The sequence below is a fragment of the Rhodococcus sp. MSC1_016 genome (genome assembly GCF_023667485.2).
Classification (GTDB): domain Bacteria; phylum Actinomycetota; class Actinomycetes; order Mycobacteriales; family Mycobacteriaceae; genus Rhodococcus_F; species Rhodococcus_F oxybenzonivorans.
Genome location: NZ_JAMOZI020000001.1, coordinates 4492863 through 4512969, shown reverse-complemented (window position 1 = coordinate 4512969; position 20107 = coordinate 4492863). Strand labels below are relative to the sequence as shown.

At 65.3% G+C, this 20107-nt stretch carries 18 protein-coding genes; 15 read left to right on the top strand and 3 right to left on the bottom strand.

The features are described from left to right. Window positions 1-73 precede the first annotated feature (73 nt). From L1080_RS20920 to L1080_RS20865, 12 genes are all read left to right on the top strand, one after another. On the top strand, window positions 74-991 hold the full coding sequence (locus L1080_RS20920) for a 3-oxoacyl-ACP reductase (RefSeq protein ID WP_159919301.1): 918 nt from the start codon (window positions 74-76) through the stop codon (window positions 989-991). A 528-nt stretch (window positions 992-1519) separates the two neighbouring features. Next, entirely contained in the window at window positions 1520-2284 is a 765-nt protein-coding gene (locus tag L1080_RS20915; protein WP_109326912.1) for an MlaE family ABC transporter permease, read from the top strand. A 20-nt stretch (window positions 2285-2304) separates the two neighbouring features. After that, the gene (locus L1080_RS20910) at window positions 2305-3156 is read left to right on the top strand and encodes an MlaE family ABC transporter permease (RefSeq protein WP_109326914.1); all 852 of its coding nucleotides are present in this window, start codon (window positions 2305-2307) and stop codon (window positions 3154-3156) included. Window positions 3157-3168: 12 nt separating this feature from the next. Continuing rightward, window positions 3169-4344, top strand: a complete 1176-nt coding sequence (locus tag L1080_RS20905; protein ID WP_250771073.1) for an MCE family protein — start codon at window positions 3169-3171, stop codon at window positions 4342-4344. Next, the gene (locus L1080_RS20900) at window positions 4341-5363 is read left to right on the top strand and encodes an MCE family protein (RefSeq protein WP_159919305.1); all 1023 of its coding nucleotides are present in this window, start codon (window positions 4341-4343) and stop codon (window positions 5361-5363) included. The genes L1080_RS20905 and L1080_RS20900 overlap by 4 nt, the downstream gene beginning before the upstream one ends. Window positions 5364-5365: 2 nt before the next feature. Next, on the top strand, window positions 5366-6415 hold the full coding sequence (locus L1080_RS20895) for an MCE family protein (protein WP_109326918.1): 1050 nt from the start codon (window positions 5366-5368) through the stop codon (window positions 6413-6415). Further along, window positions 6412-7701 carry an MCE family protein gene (locus tag L1080_RS20890; protein ID WP_159919307.1) on the top strand — a complete coding sequence of 430 codons (1290 nt, stop codon included), beginning with the start codon at window positions 6412-6414 and terminating at the stop codon, window positions 7699-7701. The genes L1080_RS20895 and L1080_RS20890 overlap by 4 nt, the downstream gene beginning before the upstream one ends. Continuing rightward, on the top strand, window positions 7698-8942 hold the full coding sequence (locus L1080_RS20885; RefSeq protein WP_250771070.1) for an MCE family protein: 1245 nt from the start codon (window positions 7698-7700) through the stop codon (window positions 8940-8942). The genes L1080_RS20890 and L1080_RS20885 overlap by 4 nt, the downstream gene beginning before the upstream one ends. Next, window positions 8939-10351 carry an MCE family protein gene (locus L1080_RS20880; protein WP_250771067.1) on the top strand — a complete coding sequence of 471 codons (1413 nt, stop codon included), beginning with the start codon at window positions 8939-8941 and terminating at the stop codon, window positions 10349-10351. Before L1080_RS20885 ends, L1080_RS20880 begins: the two co-directional genes overlap by 4 nt. A gap of 191 nt (window positions 10352-10542) precedes the next feature. Then, window positions 10543-11124: a hypothetical protein gene (locus L1080_RS20875; RefSeq protein ID WP_250771062.1), complete on the top strand. Its 582-nt coding sequence runs from the start codon at window positions 10543-10545 to the stop codon at window positions 11122-11124. Continuing rightward, window positions 11121-11657 carry a h domain protein gene (locus tag L1080_RS20870; protein WP_250771058.1) on the top strand — a complete coding sequence of 179 codons (537 nt, stop codon included), beginning with the start codon at window positions 11121-11123 and terminating at the stop codon, window positions 11655-11657. The genes L1080_RS20875 and L1080_RS20870 overlap by 4 nt, the downstream gene beginning before the upstream one ends. 145 nt (window positions 11658-11802) lie before the next feature. Next, window positions 11803-12801, top strand: a complete 999-nt coding sequence (locus L1080_RS20865) for an NAD-dependent epimerase/dehydratase family protein (protein ID WP_159919317.1) — start codon at window positions 11803-11805, stop codon at window positions 12799-12801. Here the strand turns inward: L1080_RS20865 and L1080_RS20860 are convergent. Both L1080_RS20860 and L1080_RS20855 read right to left on the bottom strand, forming a co-directional pair. Next, a complete protein-coding gene (locus L1080_RS20860; protein ID WP_308202141.1) occupies window positions 12780-14372 on the bottom strand; it encodes an alpha,alpha-trehalose-phosphate synthase (UDP-forming) in 1593 nt (530 codons plus the stop codon). The two genes, L1080_RS20865 and L1080_RS20860, sit on opposite strands and share 22 nt — an antisense overlap. A 33-nt stretch (window positions 14373-14405) precedes the next feature. Beyond that, entirely contained in the window at window positions 14406-14579 is a 174-nt protein-coding gene (locus L1080_RS20855) for a hypothetical protein (RefSeq protein WP_201453505.1), read from the bottom strand. A 158-nt stretch (window positions 14580-14737) separates the two neighbouring features. On the opposite strand from L1080_RS20855, the gene L1080_RS20850 reads away from it, so the two are divergent. Next, complete coding sequence (locus L1080_RS20850) at window positions 14738-16444, top strand: ABC transporter ATP-binding protein (protein ID WP_250771052.1); 1707 nt, start codon at window positions 14738-14740, stop codon at window positions 16442-16444. After that, the gene (locus L1080_RS20845) at window positions 16441-18186 is read left to right on the top strand and encodes an ABC transporter ATP-binding protein (RefSeq protein ID WP_250771049.1); all 1746 of its coding nucleotides are present in this window, start codon (window positions 16441-16443) and stop codon (window positions 18184-18186) included. Before L1080_RS20850 ends, L1080_RS20845 begins: the two co-directional genes overlap by 4 nt. 58 nt (window positions 18187-18244) lie before the next feature. Here the strand turns inward: L1080_RS20845 and L1080_RS20840 are convergent, their stop codons facing one another. Next, the gene (locus tag L1080_RS20840; RefSeq protein WP_250771046.1) at window positions 18245-19180 is read right to left on the bottom strand and encodes a methionyl-tRNA formyltransferase; all 936 of its coding nucleotides are present in this window, start codon (window positions 19178-19180) and stop codon (window positions 18245-18247) included. A gap of 111 nt (window positions 19181-19291) precedes the next feature. Here L1080_RS20840 and L1080_RS20835 point away from each other — a divergent pair, with 111 nt between their 5' ends. Next, entirely contained in the window at window positions 19292-20095 is an 804-nt protein-coding gene (locus L1080_RS20835; protein WP_109326929.1) for an alpha/beta fold hydrolase, read from the top strand. Window positions 20096-20107: the final 12 nt, after the last annotated feature.

Below are 20107 nucleotides of genomic sequence, written 5' to 3'. Positions count from 1 at the left end.
ACAGTGACGACGTCCACCGTGGCGCCGGGTGTGCAGCCCGGCGGCGATTGCAGACGACCAGGAGTGCCGCTTCATGAATGATGTTGCTGACCGCGATGTGAACTTGGACGGCAAGGTAGGCGTCGTCACCGGCGCCGGATCCGGGCTCGGGAAGTCCGAGGCGATCGGTCTGGCGCGAGCGGGTGCGTCCGTCGTGGTCAACGACCTGGTGGCCTCCGACGCCGTCGAAGAAACACTCGAAGAGATCCGAGGTTTGGGCGCCAAGGTCGAATTCGTCGCCGGCGACATCGGTGAACGGTCCACTGCCGACGCGATCATGGAAGCGGCGCAGGGCCAATTCGGCAGCCTCGACATTCTCGTCAACAATGCCGGGATCACGCGGGACCGCATGCTGTTCAACATGTCGGACGAAGACTGGGATCTGGTACTGAAGGTGCATCTGCGCGGGCACTTTCTGCTCTGCCGCTCCGCCGCCTCCTATTGGCGTGGAAAATCCAAGGAGGCGGGTGCGCCCGTGTACGGCCGCATCATCAACACGTCCTCGGAGGCAGGCCTGCTGGGGCCCGAGGGGCAGGCCAACTACGGTGCGGCCAAGGCAGGCATCACGGCTCTGACCCTCTCCGCCGCGCGCGGGCTGTCTCGCTACGGAGTACGGGCCAACGCGATCTGTCCCCGCGCGCGCACGTCGATGACGGAAAACGTCTTCGGTGAGGCGCCGGCCGAGGGGATCGACCCACTGTCGCCGGAGCATGTGGCGGCGTTGGTCACCTACCTCGCCTCGCCCGCGGCCGACACCGTCAACGGGCAGCTCTTCGTGGTCTATGGCCCGATGGTCGCGTTGATGGCGGCTCCGGTCGTCGAGCGCCGGTTCGACGCGACAGACTCTCGATGGACGCCGGCGAGTCTGGCCGAGAGCCTCGGCAGCTACTTCGGTGAACGCGATCCGGCCGCGACCTTCTCGGCGTCGGCTGCCCTGCGTGAGCTGGGCTGAACGAGCCGTCGCGGCACGGTCGGCGACACATCCGGCGTTACCGCCCGTTTTCCCAGGTAATACCCGCGTGATGGGCGATACTGGGTAAAAATACACAGCGACCGGCTGGGGTCGAGACGGTGCGACGGGGGGAGGCAGCGATGTGCCTACACACGCTAGATCGTGTTCTAGTTTTACCGTCGATTCCGCGCGTCGACACCTCCATGGCGAGGGCTGAGTGACGTCCACGCAGCGGCGTGCAGGCGGCCCGGTCCGGGTTCGGTAGGCAGCCGACGTGTCGTAGTCAAACCTGCTGTGTGATAACGCTTTAGGCGTACCCGGTCGATGTTCGACGTGGACGCATCGCGGCTCTTCTTTTGGACGAAAACGCCCTCTTCGGAGTGCTCGATGTGGGACGATTCTTGCTGATGAATGACTCTTTTTGACAGGTGAACACGTTCTAGTTAATATGACCTGAGTCACAGGCCGTTGGGGGGCTGGGCTCAATCAACAGTCGGTGCTGGGTGCGATCAGGGACGAGGAGGACGAATGGTAGACCTCCTCGAGGTGCCATTGCGCGCTGTCGGCGGGTTTTTCACGATGTCGGCCGAGACGCTCAGGGCGGTGTTCTCGAGGCCCTTCCAGCGTCGCGAGTTCGTGGACCAGGCGTGGTTCGTTGCCCGGGTTTCGATGGTTCCCACGGTGCTGGTCGCCATCCCGTTCACCGTTCTGGTGAGCTTCACCATCAACATCCTCCTCCGGGAGATAGGTGCCGCGGATCTCAGTGGCGCGGGTGCGGCGCTGGGCACCGTGACCCAGGTCGGCCCTATCGTGACAGTGCTCATCGTGGCCGGGGCGGGCGCCACCGCGATCTGCGCAGACCTCTCGGCCCGCACGATCCGCGAAGAGATCGACGCGATGCGGGTGCTCGGTATCAACCCGATTCATCGGCTGGTCGTACCCCGCGTGCTCGCCTCGACCGTCGTGGCCCTGCTGTTGAACGGCCTGGTCTGCACTATCGGGATTCTCGGTGGGTTTGTCTTCTCGGTGTACATCCAGGATGTGAATCCGGGGGCCTTCGTCAACGGCATCACACTTCTCACGGGGTTCGGTGAGCTCGTGATCTCGGAGGTCAAAGCCGGTCTGTTCGGCATGATCGCGGGTCTTGTCGCGTCCTATCTCGGCCTCAACGTGAAAGGTGGCGCCAAGAGTGTCGGTGACGCCGTCAATCAGACCGTCGTCTTTTCGTTCATGGCGCTGTTCGTGGTCAATGTTCTCGTCACCGCCGTCGGCATCAAGCTGACGGCAGGGTGATCGACATGGTGGTGGAGTAGATGGCTCTCGCAGCGGCCGGGCGGTTTCCCCGCACACGCCGGCAATTCGCGTCGACGTCCCGTTCGATAGACCGGCTCGGCGAGCAGGCGCTGTTCTTTGCGCGCGCCATCGCCTGGGCCCCGCGTGCGGTGAGGCGGTACCCGAAGGAAACTCTGCGGCTCATCGCCGAGATCAGCATGGGCACGGGTGCGCTGGCGGTGATCGGTGGAACCGTGGTGATCGTCGGATTTCTGACGCTCTTCACCGGAGGCACCATCGCCGTGCAGGGATACAGCTCGCTCGGCAACATCGGTGTCGAGGCGCTCACCGGCTTCTTCGCCGCGTTCATCAACGTGCGCATCGCGGCCCCGGTCATCGCGGGTATCGGACTCGCGGCCACGATCGGGGCAGGCTCGACCGCCCAGCTCGGTGCCATGCGTGTGTCCGAGGAGATCGATGCCCTCGAGACGATGGCGATCCCCTCGATCCCGTACCTGGTCAGCACTCGGGTGATGGCCGGAATGATCGCGATCGTTCCGCTGTACGCCCTCGCGGTGATCGCATCCTTCATCGCCAGCCGATTCGCCACCGTGGTTCTCTACGACCAGTCCGCCGGCGTGTACGACCACTACTTCTCGACCTTCCTGATACCGACGGACATCCTGTGGTCGTTCGCGCAGGCCATCGTCATGGCGATCGCCATCATGCTCATCCACACCTACTACGGGTTCACCGCGTCGGGTGGTCCCGTCGGAGTCGGCGTGGCCGTGGGCAACGCGGTGCGGTCGTCGCTGATAGCGGTGGTCACGGTGACCCTCCTCATCTCCCTCGCCATATACGGCGGTTCCGGCAACTTCAACCTTTCGGGATAGGAGTGCCGGTAGATGACTGATTCGGGCGGAAAGAAGAAGCTCGCGGCTCTCGTCCTCGTCGCGGGTCTGCTGGCGATCATCGCCTTCTCGCTGGCCATGTTCAACGGCGCTTTCACGGAATCGACACCGGTCACGGTCACCTCCGACCGGGCGGGCCTGGTGATGGAACCGGACGCGAAGGTGAAGCTGCTCGGCGTCGAGGTCGGTCGCGTCGGCTCCGTCGAGCATGTCACCGACGGTGCCGAATTGAAGCTCGACATGTACCCCGACATGATGTCGCTGATCCCTTCCAACGCCGCGGTGGAGATCAAGTCGACTACCGTATTCGGCGCCAAATATGTCAACTTCGTCATGCCGGAAGATCCCGCCACCACGCATCTCGAACCGGGCGCCGTCATCGCCTCCGACAACGTCACCGTCGAGTTCAACTCGGTCTTCCAGCATCTGACGGATGTGCTCGATCAGATCGAGCCCGAGAAGCTCAACGCGACGCTGGGGGCCATCGCCTCCGCGCTGCGCGGTCGCGGCGACGAACTCGGTGCCCTGCTCGAGCAGAGCGACCGCTATCTCGCCAAGGTGAACCCCAGTCTCCCTCAGTTGCAGGAGGATCTGGCGAAGGCCGCCGTGGTCACGAACGTCTACGCCGACACCGCCCCGGAACTGCTGCAAACCCTCGACAACGTGACCGCTACCAGCCGCACGGTGGTCGAGGAACAGGACAATCTCGACGCAGTGCTGTTGAACGCCACGGGATTGGCCGACACGGCGAATACGGTGCTGACCGACAACGAGCAGGGCCTGACGGACACCGTCGACCTCCTGCTCCCCACCACGGATCTACTGGCGGAATATTCGCCGGAGATCTCCTGCTTCCTCGTCGGCCTCAACAACGTCATTCCCCTTGCCGAACAACTCATCGGCGGCAATCAGCCGGGAATCGCGTTGAGTGCGAGCTTCATGTATGGCCAGGAGCCCTACAGTTACCCGGAGGATCTGCCGAAGGTGAACGCGTCCGGAGGACCCAACTGCGCCGGCCTCCCGAATCCTGATCCGAACGTGCACGCCAAGTTCCTCGTCGCTGACACGGGTACTGTGCCGTTCGTGCCGTCGACCGAAGTACAGGTACACATGCCGAAGGTCTTCCAGATTTTGTTCGCCGGTGTCTACCCGGAGCCGGGTGGGCAGTGACCGTGAGAAGCACAACCGTCAAGCTGGCGATCTTCGCGACCGTGATGACCCTGATCTTCGTGGGTCTCGCAGTGGTATTCAGCCAGTACCGTTTCAGCACGTCCAAGGACTACTCGGCGACGTTCGTCGATGTGTCCGGCCTCAAACCGGGTGACAAGGTACGCATTGCGGGTGTGCCGGTCGGCGCGGTCAAGAACGTGAAGATCGACGACGACAACCTTGCCGACGTGGAGTTCGACGTGGAGTCGAAGTACTCGTTGTTCGAGGGAACGAAAGCTACGGTCCGATACGAGAACCTCGTCGGTGACCGCTACATGGAACTCCTCGAGGGTGCGGGGTCGGTGGAGCCGCTTCCGGAGGGCGGGTCCATCCCGGTGGATCAGACATCGCCCGCACTCGACCTGGACCTCTTGCTCGGTGGGTTCAAGCCGCTCCTGCGTTCGCTGAATCCGCAGCAAGTCAACGATCTCTCGGCGGCGTTGGTGCAGGTCTTCCAGGGGCAGGGCGGCACACTCGTGTCACTGCTGGGCAGTACCAGTTCGTTCACCAACACACTCGCGGACCGCGACCAGTTGATCGGCGAGGTCATCACCAACCTCAACGAGGTTCTCGGAACCATCAACAACCGCGGTGATCAGTTCAGGTCCACTCTCGATCAACTGCAGCAATTGGTAAGCGGCCTCGCGCAGGACCGCGATCCGATCGGTGACGCCATCCCGAGGATCGCCGGCGGCACAGGAGACCTTGCGGAGTTGCTCGAAGGCGTCCGCCCGCCGCTGCAGAGCACCGTTGCGGAGGCGAATCGTACTGCGACACAGCTGCAGATGGGCGAAGAGACTCTCGATTGGGTGCTCCAGAACCTGCCGGACGCCTATCGCCGACTCATCCGAATCGGCACGTACGGCAGCTTCTTCCAGATGTACGTGTGCACGGTCAAGTTCAAGTTCACCGGACCGGAGGGCTCGGACCTGCTTCTCAACATGCCAGGCGGGCAGACAGCGGGGAGGTGTGCACCGTAACCATGAGACAAGAACGCAATCCCGTCCAGGTCGGGCTGATCGGTGTGGCAGTCTCCGCCATGATCGTGATCGCCACCCTCCAGTACGACCAGCTCCAGTTCCTCTCGGGCGGAACACATTACAATGCCATGTTCGAGGACGCCGGTGGCCTGATGGCAGGTGACACGGTCACCCTGGCGGGGGTCGACGTGGGCAAGGTCTCCGACGTCGAGCTGGACGGGCAGCACGTGCTCGTCACCTTCACTGTCGAGGACGGCATAGCACTCGGTGATGTGACCGAGGCGGATATCAAGACGAATACCATTCTCGGCCGCAAGTCGCTTGCGGTCACTCCGCGAGGAACGGAGACGCTGCCGGTGGGATCGACAATCCCGCTGGACCGCACCAATTCGCCCTACTCGCTCAACGATGCACTCGGTGACCTCACCACGACGGTCTCCGAGCTCGATACCGATCAGGTCAACGACGCGCTGAACGCGATGTCGGGTGCGCTCGAGAACACCCCTCCGGAGCTGCGCACCGCGCTCGACGGGCTGACCCGGTTGTCGGAAAGCATCAATTCACGCGACGAAACGCTGAAGCAGTTGCTCTCTCGCGCCGAGAACGTGACGGGCATACTCGCCGAGCGCAGCGGCCAGATCAACTCGCTGATCGTCGACGGCAACGAACTGCTGGGTGAACTCGACCGTCGCCGGGCCGCGATCAGCCAATTGATCGTGAACATCTCTGCGGTGTCGAGGCAACTGACGGGCCTGGTGCAGGACAACCAGGAGCAGATGAAGCCGACGCTCGACAAGCTGAACTCCGTGGTCGACATCCTCCAACGCAACAAGGACAACATTTCGCAGGCGCTCGACGGCCTCGCACCGTACGCGACGCAGCTGGGTGAATCTGTGGGGAGCGGACCCTTCTTCATGGCGTACGTCTACAACATCGGCATCGGCAACCTGCTGCAGGGGCTGAACGACGCGATCCTGTGGCCGGAGCATCTGCCGAACGACCTGCAGGCCTACCTGCAGACCGGGCCGTCCCTCGAGCTGAGGCCGCGATGACACACACAGAAGAAACCGGTGCGCGGAAGAAGTGGTGGATTCGCGGTGCGATCGCCGGCGTCGTGGTGGCCCTGATCGTCGGCGGCTTGGTCGTCATTCTGCCGCGACTGTTCGAGAACACCATCACCGCATACTTTCCGACCACGACCGGCCTCTATTCCGGGGACGACGTGCGTGTGTTGGGCGTCAAGGTGGGCACTGTCGGCGAGATCGAGCCGGGTCCCGACTTCGCCAAGGTCACCATGAGCGTCGACAAGAGTGTGGACATCCCCGCCGACGCCAAGGCAATCATCGTTGCGCCGAGCCTGGTGTCCGGCCGGTTCGTCCAGCTGACGCCCGTCTATGCCGGGGGGCCGACCATGCAGGACGGTGCAGATATTCCGGTGGAGCGCACCGCGGTGCCGGTGGAGTGGGACGAGATCAAGTCGGAGCTGAACAAACTGTCCGAAGCGCTCGGACCGCAGGGCGCCGACCCGCAGGGATCGCTGGGAACGTTCATCGACACCGCAGCGAACAACCTCGACGGCAACGGTGAATCCCTGCGCAACACGCTGCGTGAACTGTCGGAGACCATGCGGACGCTGTCCGACGGACGGACCGATCTGTTCTCCACCATCCGGAACCTGCAAACATTCGTAGCAGCCCTGTCGTCGAGCAACGAGCAAATCGTGCAGTTCGAGGGACGGCTCGCCTCGGTGTCGAACTTGCTCGCCACCAATTCGGACGAACTCGGCACCGCCCTGGTCGACCTGGATCTCGCACTGGGCGACGTCAACCGGTTCGTCGTCGAGAACAGGGCCGCGCTCACCGAGCAGGTCGGCCGCCTGGCCGATGCCACCCAGGTGCTCGCCGACAAGCGACCGCAGCTGGAACAGACGCTGCACGTCGCCCCTACGGCATTGGCCAACTTCAGCAACATCTACAAGCCGGCGCAGGGGTCCTTGGTAGGAGCCGTGGCATTCGCGAACTTCGGCAACCCCGTCAACTTCATGTGTGGGGCGATCCAAAGTTTGCAAGCCAACGATTCCCAGCGCAGCGCCGATCTGTGCACGCAATACCTGTCGCCGGTGCTGAACTCGCTCACGATGAACTACCTGCCCATTCTCAGCAATCCCACGACGGGTGTGAACGCGTTCCCGGATCAGCTTCAGTACAGTCCGCCGAGCCTGGCCGGATCGGTACCCCCGCGGTCCGCCCCGCCGGCGACGGGTGCGCTGGCCGGAATACCGACCGTCGCGGTGCCGAGGGACTTGAACGACCTGCTGCAGCCGGGAGGTGGACGATGACCGGGTTCGGGAGCAGACACGTGCGGGGTGGCGGGATCGCGGCCGGGGTGCTCGCCTTGTCGCTGACCATGACCGGCTGTGAGTGGGAGGGTCTCAATTCGCTTCCCCTTCCGGGAACGGAAGGCACCGGCGGTGACGCGTACGCCGTCGAGATCGAGATGCCCAATGTCACCACTCTCTCGCAGAATTCACCGGTCCGCGTCAATGACGTCACCGTGGGTACCGTCACGGGAATCGACGTGAAGGATTGGCACGCGCAGGTCACCGTCTCGCTGAACAACGACGTCGAATTGCCCGCCAATGCGACCGCCAAGATCGGCCAGACCAGTCTTCTCGGTTCGCAGCATCTCGAGTTGGCGCCGCCCACCGACGCGGAGCCCGAGGGCCGGTTGGCGGAAGGGGAAGTGATCCCGATCGAGCATGCAGGGGCATACCCGACAACGGAGCAGACGCTGTCGTCCTTGTCTGTGGTCCTGAACGGCGGAGGTATCGCCCAGATCCGGGATATCACCGAAGAATTGAACGCTGCACTCGGCGGGCGAGAGGCCGAGGTCCGTGACCTGCTTCCACAACTCGACCGGTTGGTCACGAGCCTGGACCGACAGCGCGGCGACATCATCGGTGCCATGGAGGGACTCGATCGACTCTCCGTCACCGTCAACCAGCAGAAGCCCACACTCGAGGCAGCGCTCGACGACATCCCACCTGGCTTGGAAGTGCTTGTGGCGCAGCGCCAGAATCTGACGACGGCGCTGGTGGAGCTCGGCAAACTCAGCGACACCGCGACCCGTCTCGTCGACAGCAGCGGGGAAGAGCTGGAACAGAACCTGCGTAACCTCACACCGGTGCTCGCGGAACTTGCCAATTCGGGCAGCGCACTCACCGACGTCCTGACCCTGATGCTCACCTACCCGTTCCCGATGAGGACGATGGACAAGGCCATTCGAGGCGACTACGCGAACCTGATGATGACCGTCGACCTGAGTGCGGCGAGGGTCGACAGCAACTTCCTTACCGGTACGGCCCTGGGTGGATCACTCGGTGGAGTGGAGGGAGCTGTCGGTTCGCTCGCGGGTGTCGCCGGACAGTCCGGCGACCCGCTGCAGATTCCGCTGCTGCCCGCCCCGCCGCCGGCACCGAAACCCGCGCCGGCACCCGCTCTCCCCGGACTGCCGCAGATTCCCGGTCTCCCGCAGATTCCCGGCCTTCCGCCGCAACTGGGAGGGGCCCCGGCACCATGAGAAAATTCGTTCGTATCCAGTTGATCATCTTCTCGATCCTCACGGTGATCGGCCTCGTGGTGATGTCGATCCAGTATGTGAAGGTGCCGGTCATGTTCGGCATCGGGCGCTACGACGTCGTGGTGCAACTGCCGTCCACCGGCGGGCTGTACTCCCACGCCAACGTTGCTTATCGGGGAACCAATGTCGGTGTCGTCGATCGTGTCGCGCTCACCGACGACGGGGTCGAGGCCCAGCTGTCGCTCGACAGCAGCTACAAGATTCCCGCCGACGTCGACGCAGTGGTGAAGAGTGTGTCGGCCATCGGCGAGCAGTACGTCGACCTGATTCCGCGGACGTCGGAGGGCCCGGATCTCGCGGACGGTGACGTCATTCCACGGGATCGGTCCGCCGTACCGCAGGATGTCGGCGAGATGCTCGATCAAGCCGACGTGCTGTTGGCCAGCATCTCCGATACTCGGTTACGTACCGTGATCGACGAGGCGTTCACCGCGTTCAACGGTTCCGGCCCCGACCTCCAGCGGCTCATCGACTCGGCTCGTCTCTTCGTCGAAGAGGCGGATGCCAACAGCGACGAGACGATAGACCTGATCGAACAGATCGGCCCACTGCTCGATACGCAGACCGTCAGCAGTGACGCCATCCGGTCCTGGACCCAGGACCTTGTCACCTTCACCGATCAGCTCCGGGCCAGCGACGCCGATATCAGGGGAGTGCTCGAGAAGGGTCCCGGGACGGCCGTCGAAGCCACCCAGCTTTTCCAGGAGTTGCAGCCCACCCTGCCGATCCTGCTGAGCAACCTGGTGAGCGTCGGGCAGGTCGGCGTCATCTACAACAAGAGCATCGAGCAAGTTCTCGTCATCTACCCACCGTTGACCGCCGCGCTCGTCACCGCCGCCAAGGGCGGACCGGTCGAGGACGGCGCGATCGTGGACTTCGCCCTGGAACTCCACGATCCGCCCGCGTGCACCACAGGTTTCCTGCCGGCGGATCAGCGGCGCACTGGCGATCAGACCGAACCTATCGCGACTCCGAACGATCTGTATTGCAAGGCGGCGCAGGATGATCCGTCGGTCGTCCGTGGTGCGCGCAACCTGCCCTGCATGGAATACCCCGGCCGCCGGGCGCCGACCGTGCAGGCGTGCCGGGACGGGTGGGAGGCCGCGGGTAACAACCCACCGTACGGGCCGATCATGCCGCCGGATGTACCCTCGTATACGGCCGTTCCTGTTATCCCCAGTTCCTACGAAGGATCACCGAGTGGGCCGGTCGCGGCCGTCCCGTACGACCCGGGAACGGGTAGCTTTGTCGGTTCGGATGGTAAGACGTACACCCAACCGGATCTGGCGTCAGGATCGCCGAGAAAGGACTCGACGTGGCAGACGATGATGACAGGTCAGCAGATTTGAGTTCATCGACACAAGAGCGTGCCGCTGACGCGGTGGGGGAGGACTCCCCGGCACGGAAGGAGCGCAGCAGGCGGCGAGCGGTACGTCACGCGGGTCCACCGGTCGGTGAGACCGGAACGCCGCAACCGGTCGTATTGGCGAAGTCCAGCGACGCGCACCCTGCTACAGCGCCCCAGCCCGAGCGTGAACCGGTGACAGAGACGATCTCGACGAAGAAGGCGGCCGCCGAGGGTGCCGTCAAGTCGAGCGGGGCATCGCCACCGCCCGAAGACGAGAAGAGAACGCGTCGTTCGCGGACGTCGCTGATCGCCTACGGTGCGGTCGCGGTCGTCGTTCTCGCCTTGGTCGTGGCCGCCGTCGTCCTGCTGCTCGACCAACGGTCGGCGCGCGAACGAGACGACCGGCGCCAGGCCTTCATCGACACGGCGCGACAGACCGTACTGAACCTGACGACGATTCATCCGGAGACCGCGGAAGAAGATGTCGACCGAATCCTTGCGGGTGCGTCAGGAGCCTTCCTGGCCGAATTCCAAGGCAGGGAAGACCCGTTCGTCGGTGTGGTCCGCGACGCCAACGTCACCACCGAGGGCGAAGTCCTCGAAGCGGGAATCCAGAGCGAGACAGACATTTCGGCCGACGTGCTCGTCGCGGCCCGCACCATGGTCACCAGCACCGAACAGCCCGAGCCGTCGCCGCGTGACTTCCGGATGCGGGTGACCGTCAGTGACGACAACGGGAAGTTGACCGCATCGAAGGTGGAGTTCGTCCCATGACCGACAACGACGTCGACACGTCAACAGAACAACGGCGAAAGCTCCCGGTCGTCACCAAGGCGACAGCGTTGAAGATCGTGACGGCGCTTGTGATCGTCGCCCTCGCTGTCGCCGTGGGTTTCCTCTGGTACGGCCATCGCCAGGACCAATTGGCCGAACAGGCCCGCTCCGAGGCGGTCGACGCGGCGAGCAGGCAGGCCGTTGCGATGCTGGCGTACGACTTCGCCAATGTCGACAGCCAATTGGCTGCTGCGGCAGACGGAATCACCGGCTCGTTCCGCGACGAGTACACCGCCCTGGTGGAGGAAACCATCGCTCCCGGGGCCAAGGAGAAGCAACTGACGGTTCAGGTGACCGTGCAAGCCGCCGCACCGGTGTCGACCACTCCCACCGAGGCGGTGGTCCTGCTGTATCTGAACCAAACCACTACCAGTGCCGATGCACCGGATGCTCGGACGTCGGGTAGCCGGGTGCGGGTCTCGCTGCAGAAGGTCGACGACCGCTGGCTCGTCGATCAGCTCACCCCCGTGTAGCGGTGTTGACTGTGCAGCGGTGATCCGCACACGAGTCGCGCGGACCTTCACAAAGTGAAACATGTTCTAGTACTGTCGGGGCTTCCGGGCCGACTGCGACGCATCACGTTGTGTCGCAGGGCCACAACCGAACGGGGAGTCGTCGATGAAAGTTGCTGTAACCGGGGCCGCGGGATTCGTGGGCACCAATCTGCTCGATCTCCTGGTCCGATCGGGGCACGAGGTGACCGCCATCGACCGCATCCGTTCCGAGCACGCTCCCGAGGGAGTCACCTGGATGAACGGCGACGTGCTCGACGTGGAATCGATGAAGAGGGCCCTGGACGGTGTCGAGGTGGTCTATCACCTCGTCGCCATGATCACCCTCGCACAGAAGGACGATCTGGCGTGGACGGTCAACACCAAGGGTGTTCGCACCGTGGCCGAGGCTGCGCTTGCCGTGGGTGTGCGGCGGATGGTCCATTGCAGTTCCGTGCACTCGTTCGATCAGAGCAACTGCGGGGGAGTGCTCGACGAGCAGTCGCCGCGATCCGTGGACGCGTCGATCCCGGTGTACGACCGGTCGAAATGGGCCGGTGAGATCGAACTGCGTGCGGTGATCGAGACCGGTCTCGACGCGGTGATCTGCAACCCCACTGGGGTGTACGGCCCCGTGGACTATGGTCTCTCCCGCGTAAACAGTTTGCTACGCAACGCTGCTCGTGGCCGGGTGCCTGCCGCGGTGCACGGAGCGTTCGACTTCGTCGACGTTCGCGACGTGGCCGCCGGGTTGATCGCCGCGGGGGAGAAGGGGCGGACGGGGGAGAACTATCTGATCTCGGGGCACATGCTGGGCATGCACGACGCCGTGCGGAAGGCCGCCCGAGCGGCAGGTCGGCGTGGACCGATGTACTCGTTCCCCCTCAGCGTGATCGAACGAGTGCTGCCCCTCGCAGAACCCATCGGAGCCAGGTTCGGCTCCGACGTGCTGTCCCGGTCGGCGATGGCGGCGCTGCTCGCGGCACCCGTGATCGACGGTGCGAAGGCAGCGTCCGAACTGGGGTACGTCCCTCGTCCCGCCGACGAGACGATCCGCGACCTCGTCGCGTTCCTGGTCACGTCGGGTCAGCTGGGACGCCGCAGTCAGTTGTCCTCGGTCGTGTAACCGGCCTCGCCGGCCTCGGTGATGTGGTCCGCCTCGTCGGCCTCGGCGGCGTACTCGGCCTCATCGGCCTCGGCCGGCGCGATCAACGCCGGCCCGGCCGCACCGCTGTGCGACAGTGCGTCGAGGAATGCCTTCGCCCAGCGGTCGACGTCGTGCGCGAGCACCTGCCGACGCAGCGCACGCATGTGCCGGCGACCGCTTTCGTGCGGCTGGTTCAACGCCTGTTCCATCGCGTCTTTGACACCGTCGAGGTCGTGCGGATTGCAGAGGAAGGCCTGCCGGAGTTCGGCCGCCGCCCCGGTGAACTCGCTGAGCAGGAGGGCGCCGCCGAGATCGCTGCGGCACGCCACATACTCCTTGGCGACGAGGTTCATGCCGTCGCGCAGTGGCGTCACGAGCATCACGTCGGCGGCCACGAAGAAGGCGATCAGTTCTTCGCGCGGGATCGGGCGATGGATGTAGTGCACCACCGGCCGGCCGACCTCGCTGTATTCGCCGTTGATGCGCGACACCTTCCGCTCGATGTCGTCGCGCATCTGGACGTAGCTGTCGACCCGCTCGCGGCTGGGCGTGGCCAACTGCACCAGCACGGTGTTCGCCGGGTCGACCCGGTGTTCGTCGAGGAGTTCGTGCAGCGCAGCAAGGCGGACGTCGATGCCCTTGGTGTAGTCGAGTCGATCGACGCCCAGCATGATGTGCTTCGGGTTGCCCAGTTCCTTGCGGATCTGTCTCGCACGGTCGCGGATCGACTTGGAACGTGACTGTTCGTCCAGCTCGCCGGAGTCGATGGAGATGGGGAACGCCCCCACACGGACCGTCCGCCAACCGACCTGCACGACACCGAGCTTGGAGCGGACACCGACAGTGCCGCGCGACGTCGGCTGGCCGGCGAGGCGTCGAGCGAGGAACAAGAAGTTCTGCGCACCACCCGGGAGGTGGAAGCCGATGAGATCTGCACCGAGAAGTCCCTCGACGATCTCGGTCCGCCACGGCATCTGCATGAACAGCTCGACCGGCGGGAACGGGATGTGCAGGAAGAAGCCGATCGTGAGGTCGGGGCGGAGCATGCGCAGCATTTTCGGCACGAGCTGCAGCTGGTAATCCTGGATCCAGACGGTGGCACCCTGCGCCGCCGCCTTGGACGTTGCCTCCGCGAACCGCCGGTTCACCTCGACGTAGGCGTTCCACCAGTCGCGGTTGTACTCCGGCTTCACGATCACATCGTGGTAGAGCGGCCACAGGGTGGCGTTGGAGAAGCCCTCGTAATAGTCGCGGATTTCGGCGCCGCTCAGCGGGACGGGATAGAGCTCGAGCCCGTCCTCGACGACCGGCTCCAGATCGGCGTCTGCGACACCCGCCCAGCCGACCCATGCACCCTTGTTGCGGCGAAGGATCGGCTCGAGCGCGGTGACGAGTCCGCCTGGGCTCCGCTTCCACTTGGTGGTGCCGTCCGGCAGCCGCTCGAGATCGACAGGGAGTCGATTCGCCACGACGACGAAGGTGGCTTGCCCGGAGACAGGGTCAGATGTCGAACTCGATGACGAAACTGACGATTCCGAGCTGAGTGCCACGGGCTTCCTTCGCGGTCGAAGTGGATGAAATTATCAGTCGAGCTTGGCGGTGGGCCCGATTCCGAGCATCGAGAGCAGCATCCTGCACTCGTCGGCGTCCTCGGCGTATGCAGCGACAACGCGCTGTGCCTGGCGGGCGGTCTCGTCGGCCAAGGGTTCGAGATCCTCGTCCGCGATGTCGGTCTCGGCGGTCGTGTTCGCGGCCATTCTTGTCCTCTCGGGGGCTTGCTGCTGCGTCAACGCAGTAGTTCGTATCGGCGACTCTATGAGAACCGGGCACGTCGACGCTAGTTGCCCTTCCGATAGTGTTCCTCTAGTTAGGGTCTGCTTACTTGCCGGGAACCGTCAGGGTGGGAGTTGTCTGCGTGAAGACTGGTGGCGCCGCAATTCTGCGTCGAGCTCTGGTGCGCAATCGTGTGCGCCTGGGTATCGGCACAGTTCTGGTCTGCCTGCATCAGGTGGCCGAAACGCTCGTGCCGATCGCAATCGGCGTCATCGTCGACCGCGCGGTCGCGACGGGCGATACGTCGGCGCTGGTGATCTGGCTGTGTGCTCTTGCCGTGCTGTTTGTCGTTCTCACCACAGCGTGGCGGTTCGGTGCCCGATTCCTCGTGCTGGTGATGCAGAACGAGGGACACCGGCTGAGGATGGAGGTGGCGCACCGAATACTCGACCCCCGCGGCGTGCGCACCGACCTGCGCGCCGGGGAGTTGCTCTCGGTGTCCTCGACCGACGCAGATCGGTCCGCCTTCATCGCGGACATCGTGCCGCGCGCGGCCTCGGCCCTCACGGCAGCCGTCGGCTCGGCGGTCGCCCTGCTACTCATCGACGTCCCGCTCGGACTTGCGGTCCTCGTCGGAACGCCCGTCATCCTGGGTCTCCTGCAACGTGCCGCCCCGCTCATCACCCGACGAGCCACCGACCAGCAAGCCGCCGTCGCGCGGGCCTCCGGCATGGCCACCGACCTGGTGAGTGGGCTTCGTCCCCTCCGCGGGATCGGCGCCGAGGACGCAGCGTCGCAGCGTTACCGCAGCGCGAGCCGGGACGCCCTCGACGCGACCCTCCACACCGCGCGAAGCTCGGCGGTGTTCACCGGGGTGTCGATGACCGTCAGCGCACTGCTCGCCGTCGGGATCGCGGGATTCGCGGGTTGGTTCGCCCTGGAAGGGCGGATCACGATCGGGGAACTGATCACCGTGGTCGGCCTCTCACAGTTCTTCATCGAACCGCTCGGCGTCCTGGCGGGTCTTCCGGGATCTCTCGCGCTCACCCGGGCATCGGCAGATCGGGTGGCGTTGGTCCTGGACGCCGAACCGCTGTTGCCTGCGGGTTCCGGACTCATCCCGGCCGGCAGCGAGCTGTCGTTGTCGGGCGTGAGCTACCGGTCTCTCACAGCGCTGGACCTTCGCGTCGGGTCCGGTGAGTTACTCGGCGTCGTCGCCTATCGGCCGCAGGACGCCGAGGCGTTGGCCGCGCTGCTGTCGGGGCAGGTTCCGCCCGAGCGCTACGAGGGCGAGGTGACCGTCGGCGGTGTTCGACTCTCGGATGCCGACCTGGGGCACGCGCGGCGGACTGTGCTGGTCGAACCCCACAACGGTGACCTGTTCTCCGGAACGGTGGCGTCGAACGTGACCGCAGGCCGGCCGGATGCGCCGGAAGCCGAGGTCCAGGCGGCGCTGCGGGCGTCCGCAGCGGTCGATGTCATCGATGCACACCCGGACGGTCTCGACCACGAGGTGACCGACCGCGGGGCGTCGTTGTCCGGCGGGCAACGCCAGCGCGTTGCGCTCGCCCGGGCGCTGATGAGGAGGTCCCCGGTGCTGGTGCTGCACGACCCGACAACGGCGGTGGACGCGGTGACCGAACACATGATCGCCGGAGGAATCGCCGACTCGAGGCACCACGACTCCGCGGGCAGCGGCCAGACGACCATCCTCCTCACGAGCAGTCCTGCGTTGCTGTCGGTGACCGAACGCGTCGTCGTCCTCGACGAGGGAACGGTCGTCGCCGAGGGCACGCACGCACAGTTGGCCGCCTACGATGCGCACTACCGGCGGGCGGTGCTGCGATGAGTGAACTGCTCCCCATCGCGTCCGCACGCGACACCTGGGTATGGCTGAGAACCGAGCTGGGCCGGCGGCGCGGACGAAGCCTGCTCACCCTGCTCGTGGCGGCCTCTGCCGCCGGGATGGCACTGGTGCCCGTCTACGTGTTCGGTGTGCTCGTCGACCGAGTGCAGGACGGCGCCCCACCGTCGACGATCGGGTGGGTGGTCGCGGTGATCGCCTCGGCCGCTGTGATCGGCGGAGTCTGCGCCGGCTGTGCGTCGTTCCTCATCCGGAGTCTCGGCGAGGGCATCCTCGCGGACCTGCGGGAGCGGACCGTCGACCGGGCGCTACGGCTTCCGGTGCAGACGATCGAACGCGTCGGCAAGGGCGACTTGCTGTCCCGGGTGGGCGACGATGTGGCGGTGATCGGCAAGGCCGTCAGCGATGTGGTGCCCAACCTCGTGACGGCGATACTTCTGGTGCTGCTGAGCATCGTCACGATGCTGGGCATCGACTGGCGTCTCGGGCTCGCAGGCATGGTGGCCTTGCCGATGTATGCGCTCGCGATGCGCTGGTATCTCCCGCGGTCGGCTCCGGTCTACGCGAGCGAACGTGTGGCGATGGGCGAGCGCTCGCAAGCGCTGATCAGCAGCATGCAGGGTGCCCGCACGGTGCGGGCCTACGGTCTCGAAGACCTTCACCTCGGGCAGATCGACGACGCCTCGCGGAAAACCCGGAATCTGTCCGTCGGCGTGTTCACGCTGTTCACCCGCTTCGCCGGTCGCGGCAACAGAGCCGAATTCGTCGGTCTGGCCACCATCCTCGCCGTGGGTTTCGCGCTGGTGCAACGCGACCTCGTGACGGTCGGACAGACCACCACCGCCGCTCTGCTCTTCCACCGATTGTTCAATCCGATCGGCATGCTCATGTACACCTTCGACGAGGTGCAGTCGGCGGGCGCAAGCCTCGCGCGGCTCGTCGGGGTGGTTGCTCGGCGTGACGAGGCGGGTGGCGTCGCAGGGGTCCCGCCTGCTGCCGAATCGACCCTCGACCTGGTCGAAGTCCGGCACACCTACGACGGCGAGCACGAGGTGGTGCACGGCATCAGCCTGCGCGTCGAGCACGGCGAACGAGTCGCACTGGTCGGGTCGACAGGGGCCGGGAAGACCACTGTCGCAGCGATTGCCGCCGGGTCGATCGTCCCGACGTCGGGTTCGGTGCACATCGGGGGCACCGCGCTGTCGGAGTTGTCGCCGCGCGAACTCCGCCGTCGGGTGGCCATCGTCAGCCAGGAGGTACACGTATTCGCTGGGCCTCTCATCGACGACCTGCGCCTGGCGGCCCCCGGCGCGTCCGAGGAGGACGCGGCGATGGCACTGAAGACGGTGGGTGCGGCCGACTGGGTGAACGCGCTCACCGATGGTGTCCGCACCGTCGTCGGCGAGGGTGGGCACGAACTGACTGCGGCGCAGGCACAGCAGTTGGCGCTGGCCCGCCTCGTCCTCGCCGATCCCGCGGTCGCCGTCCTCGACGAGGCAACTGCCGAGGCCGGCAGCGCCGGGGCGCGGGACCTCGAGGCATCCGCCGCGGCCGCGACCCGCGGTCGGACCACGCTGATCGTGGCGCACCGGCTCACCCAGGCCGCCACTGCCGACCGCGTCGTCGTGCTCGAACACGGCCGGATCGTGGAGGAAGGACCGCACTCTGCACTCGTCGACGCCGGCGGCCGCTACGCGCAGCTCTGGTCGGCGTGGGAGGGGCGGTAGGCGCTCCGCGCTCGTGCGCCTTTCTGGTTGTGGGAGCTACCAGAAAGGCGCACGGGCGTCAGCCTAGGTAGCCGCCGCCGTGGGGGAAGAACTCGGTGCCGGCCAGCTCGGTGCCGTCGTCGAGGCGGACGCGCCGGATCTTGAGTCCCTTGTTCTTGCCGGTGCGGGCGTCGGGTCCGGCGACGATGACCATGCCGTCGCCTTCGTGGATGAAGACACGCCCGGGGGTTCCGCCGTAGTTGCCCTCGGACACCGCGGCCTCGAGGATTCTGATGCGCTTGCCCTTGTAATGGGTGAACGCGTTGGGATATGGGTCGGACTGCGCGCGGACCAGCCGCTCGATGGCGTCGGCCGGCCAGGTCCAGTCGATGCGACTGTCCTCGGGCGCCCGCTTGTGGAAGAAGGTGGCCTGCGAGCGGTCCTGCGGTGTCCAGTCGGTGCGGCCGGACGCGATGAGGTCGAGGGCGTCGAGGGTGATCGGTCCGATCATGTCGACGGTGCGGTGGAACAGGTCGGTGACGGTGTCCGTGGGTCCGACCGGGGTGGACCGCTGCAGGACGATGTCGCCTGCGTCGAGTTCCTCGTCCATGAGGTGCGCGGTGAGCCCGACCTCGTCTTCACCGTTGATGAGCGCCCAGATGAGCGGTGAGAATCCCGTGTACTTGGGCAGGAGGGAGTCGTGAATGTTGAGGGTGCCGTAGCGGGGCGAGTCGAACACGTCCCGCGGCAGCCATGTGCGCCAGTTGTTGGCGACGATGATGTCGGGGTCCGCTTGTTTCAGGGCCGCCTTGAAGTCTTCGTCGGGCTTGTTCGCGATATGAACGGGGACGCCGTGCTCGGTGGCCAGATCTGCGACGGAGTCGGCCCACATCTGTTCGTAGACGTGCTCGCTCTTGGGATGCGTGATCGCAAGGACGACCTCGTGCTCCGACTCGAGCAGGGCCTTCAGGGTACGGTGACCCCAGGTTTGATATCCGAGTGTGGCGACTCTCAACGCGGTCCTCCTGGACGAGCTTGACGATCAGCGCCGCACAGAAGCGGCAGCAATGCGAGCTTAGGCTATCCAACCCAATTTGGTGAGACCGCCCTTGGAAGGAAGGCAGACATGACGATCGCCACGATCAACGGAATATCCTTGAACTACCAGGTCAAAGGGTCCGGCGATCTCGTGGTACTCATCATGGGCACCGGCAGTCCGGGACGTGTGTGGGATCTCCACCAGACCCCCGCGCTCGTCGACGCCGGCTATCGTGTCTGCACCTTCGACAACCGCGGCATCGCTCCTTCCGCCGAGAGCGTGGAGGGCATCACGATGGATGACCTCGTTGCGGACACCGCGGCACTGATCGAACACCTCGGCGGCGGGCCCGCACGAGTCGTCGGCACCTCGATGGGTGCCCGGGTCGCTCAGGAACTCGCGTTGTCGCGTCCGGACCTCGTCTACAAGGCCGCCTTCCTCGCCGGTCATGCCCGCATGGACTACTTCCAGCAGACGCTCACCGAGGGTGAGCGCGCGCTGCACGACAGCGGCGTCGAGCTTCCGGCCAAGTACCGGGCGGCGGTCACCGCGGTGATGAATCTGTCTCCGGCCTCGCTCGTCGACCCGCACACCGCAAGGGATTGGCTCGACCTCTTCGAGTTCAGTGGCGGCCGGACGTCCGCCGGTGTGCGCGCCCAGATGGAGATGGACCGCACGTTCGACCGTCGGCAGGCGTACCGGGCGATTACCACACCGTGTCTGTCGGTCGGGTTTGCCGACGACCGGATGATCCCGCCGTATCTCTCTCGTGAGGTCGCCGAGTCCATCCCGTCGGCGCGCTACTACGAGATCCCAGATGTCGGGCACTATGGTTACCTCGAGCAGCCCGAGGTAATCAACAAAGTTCTGCTGGAGTTCCTCGCGGACTGAGCGTTCCGGTCG

Excerpts from the sequence above, each read along its gene's own strand:
- L1080_RS20855 (WP_201453505.1), bottom strand. The coding sequence starts at position 14,579 with ATGGCCGCGAACACGACCGCCGAGACCGACATCGCGGACGAGGATCTC.
- L1080_RS20870 (WP_250771058.1), top strand. The coding sequence starts at position 11,121 with ATGACCGACAACGACGTCGACACGTCAACAGAACAACGGCGAAAGCTC.
- L1080_RS20880 (WP_250771067.1), top strand. The coding sequence starts at position 8,939 with ATGAGAAAATTCGTTCGTATCCAGTTGATCATCTTCTCGATCCTCACG.
- L1080_RS20835 (WP_109326929.1), top strand. The coding sequence starts at position 19,292 with ATGACGATCGCCACGATCAACGGAATATCCTTGAACTACCAGGTCAAA.
- L1080_RS20915 (WP_109326912.1), top strand. The coding sequence starts at position 1,520 with ATGGTAGACCTCCTCGAGGTGCCATTGCGCGCTGTCGGCGGGTTTTTC.
- L1080_RS20885 (WP_250771070.1), top strand. The coding sequence starts at position 7,698 with ATGACCGGGTTCGGGAGCAGACACGTGCGGGGTGGCGGGATCGCGGCC.
- L1080_RS20910 (WP_109326914.1), top strand. The coding sequence starts at position 2,305 with ATGGCTCTCGCAGCGGCCGGGCGGTTTCCCCGCACACGCCGGCAATTC.
- L1080_RS20890 (WP_159919307.1), top strand. The coding sequence starts at position 6,412 with ATGACACACACAGAAGAAACCGGTGCGCGGAAGAAGTGGTGGATTCGC.
- L1080_RS20920 (WP_159919301.1), top strand. The coding sequence starts at position 74 with ATGAATGATGTTGCTGACCGCGATGTGAACTTGGACGGCAAGGTAGGC.
- L1080_RS20845 (WP_250771049.1), top strand. The coding sequence starts at position 16,441 with ATGAGTGAACTGCTCCCCATCGCGTCCGCACGCGACACCTGGGTATGG.
- L1080_RS20905 (WP_250771073.1), top strand. The coding sequence starts at position 3,169 with ATGACTGATTCGGGCGGAAAGAAGAAGCTCGCGGCTCTCGTCCTCGTC.
- L1080_RS20895 (WP_109326918.1), top strand. The coding sequence starts at position 5,366 with ATGAGACAAGAACGCAATCCCGTCCAGGTCGGGCTGATCGGTGTGGCA.
- L1080_RS20865 (WP_159919317.1), top strand. The coding sequence starts at position 11,803 with ATGAAAGTTGCTGTAACCGGGGCCGCGGGATTCGTGGGCACCAATCTG.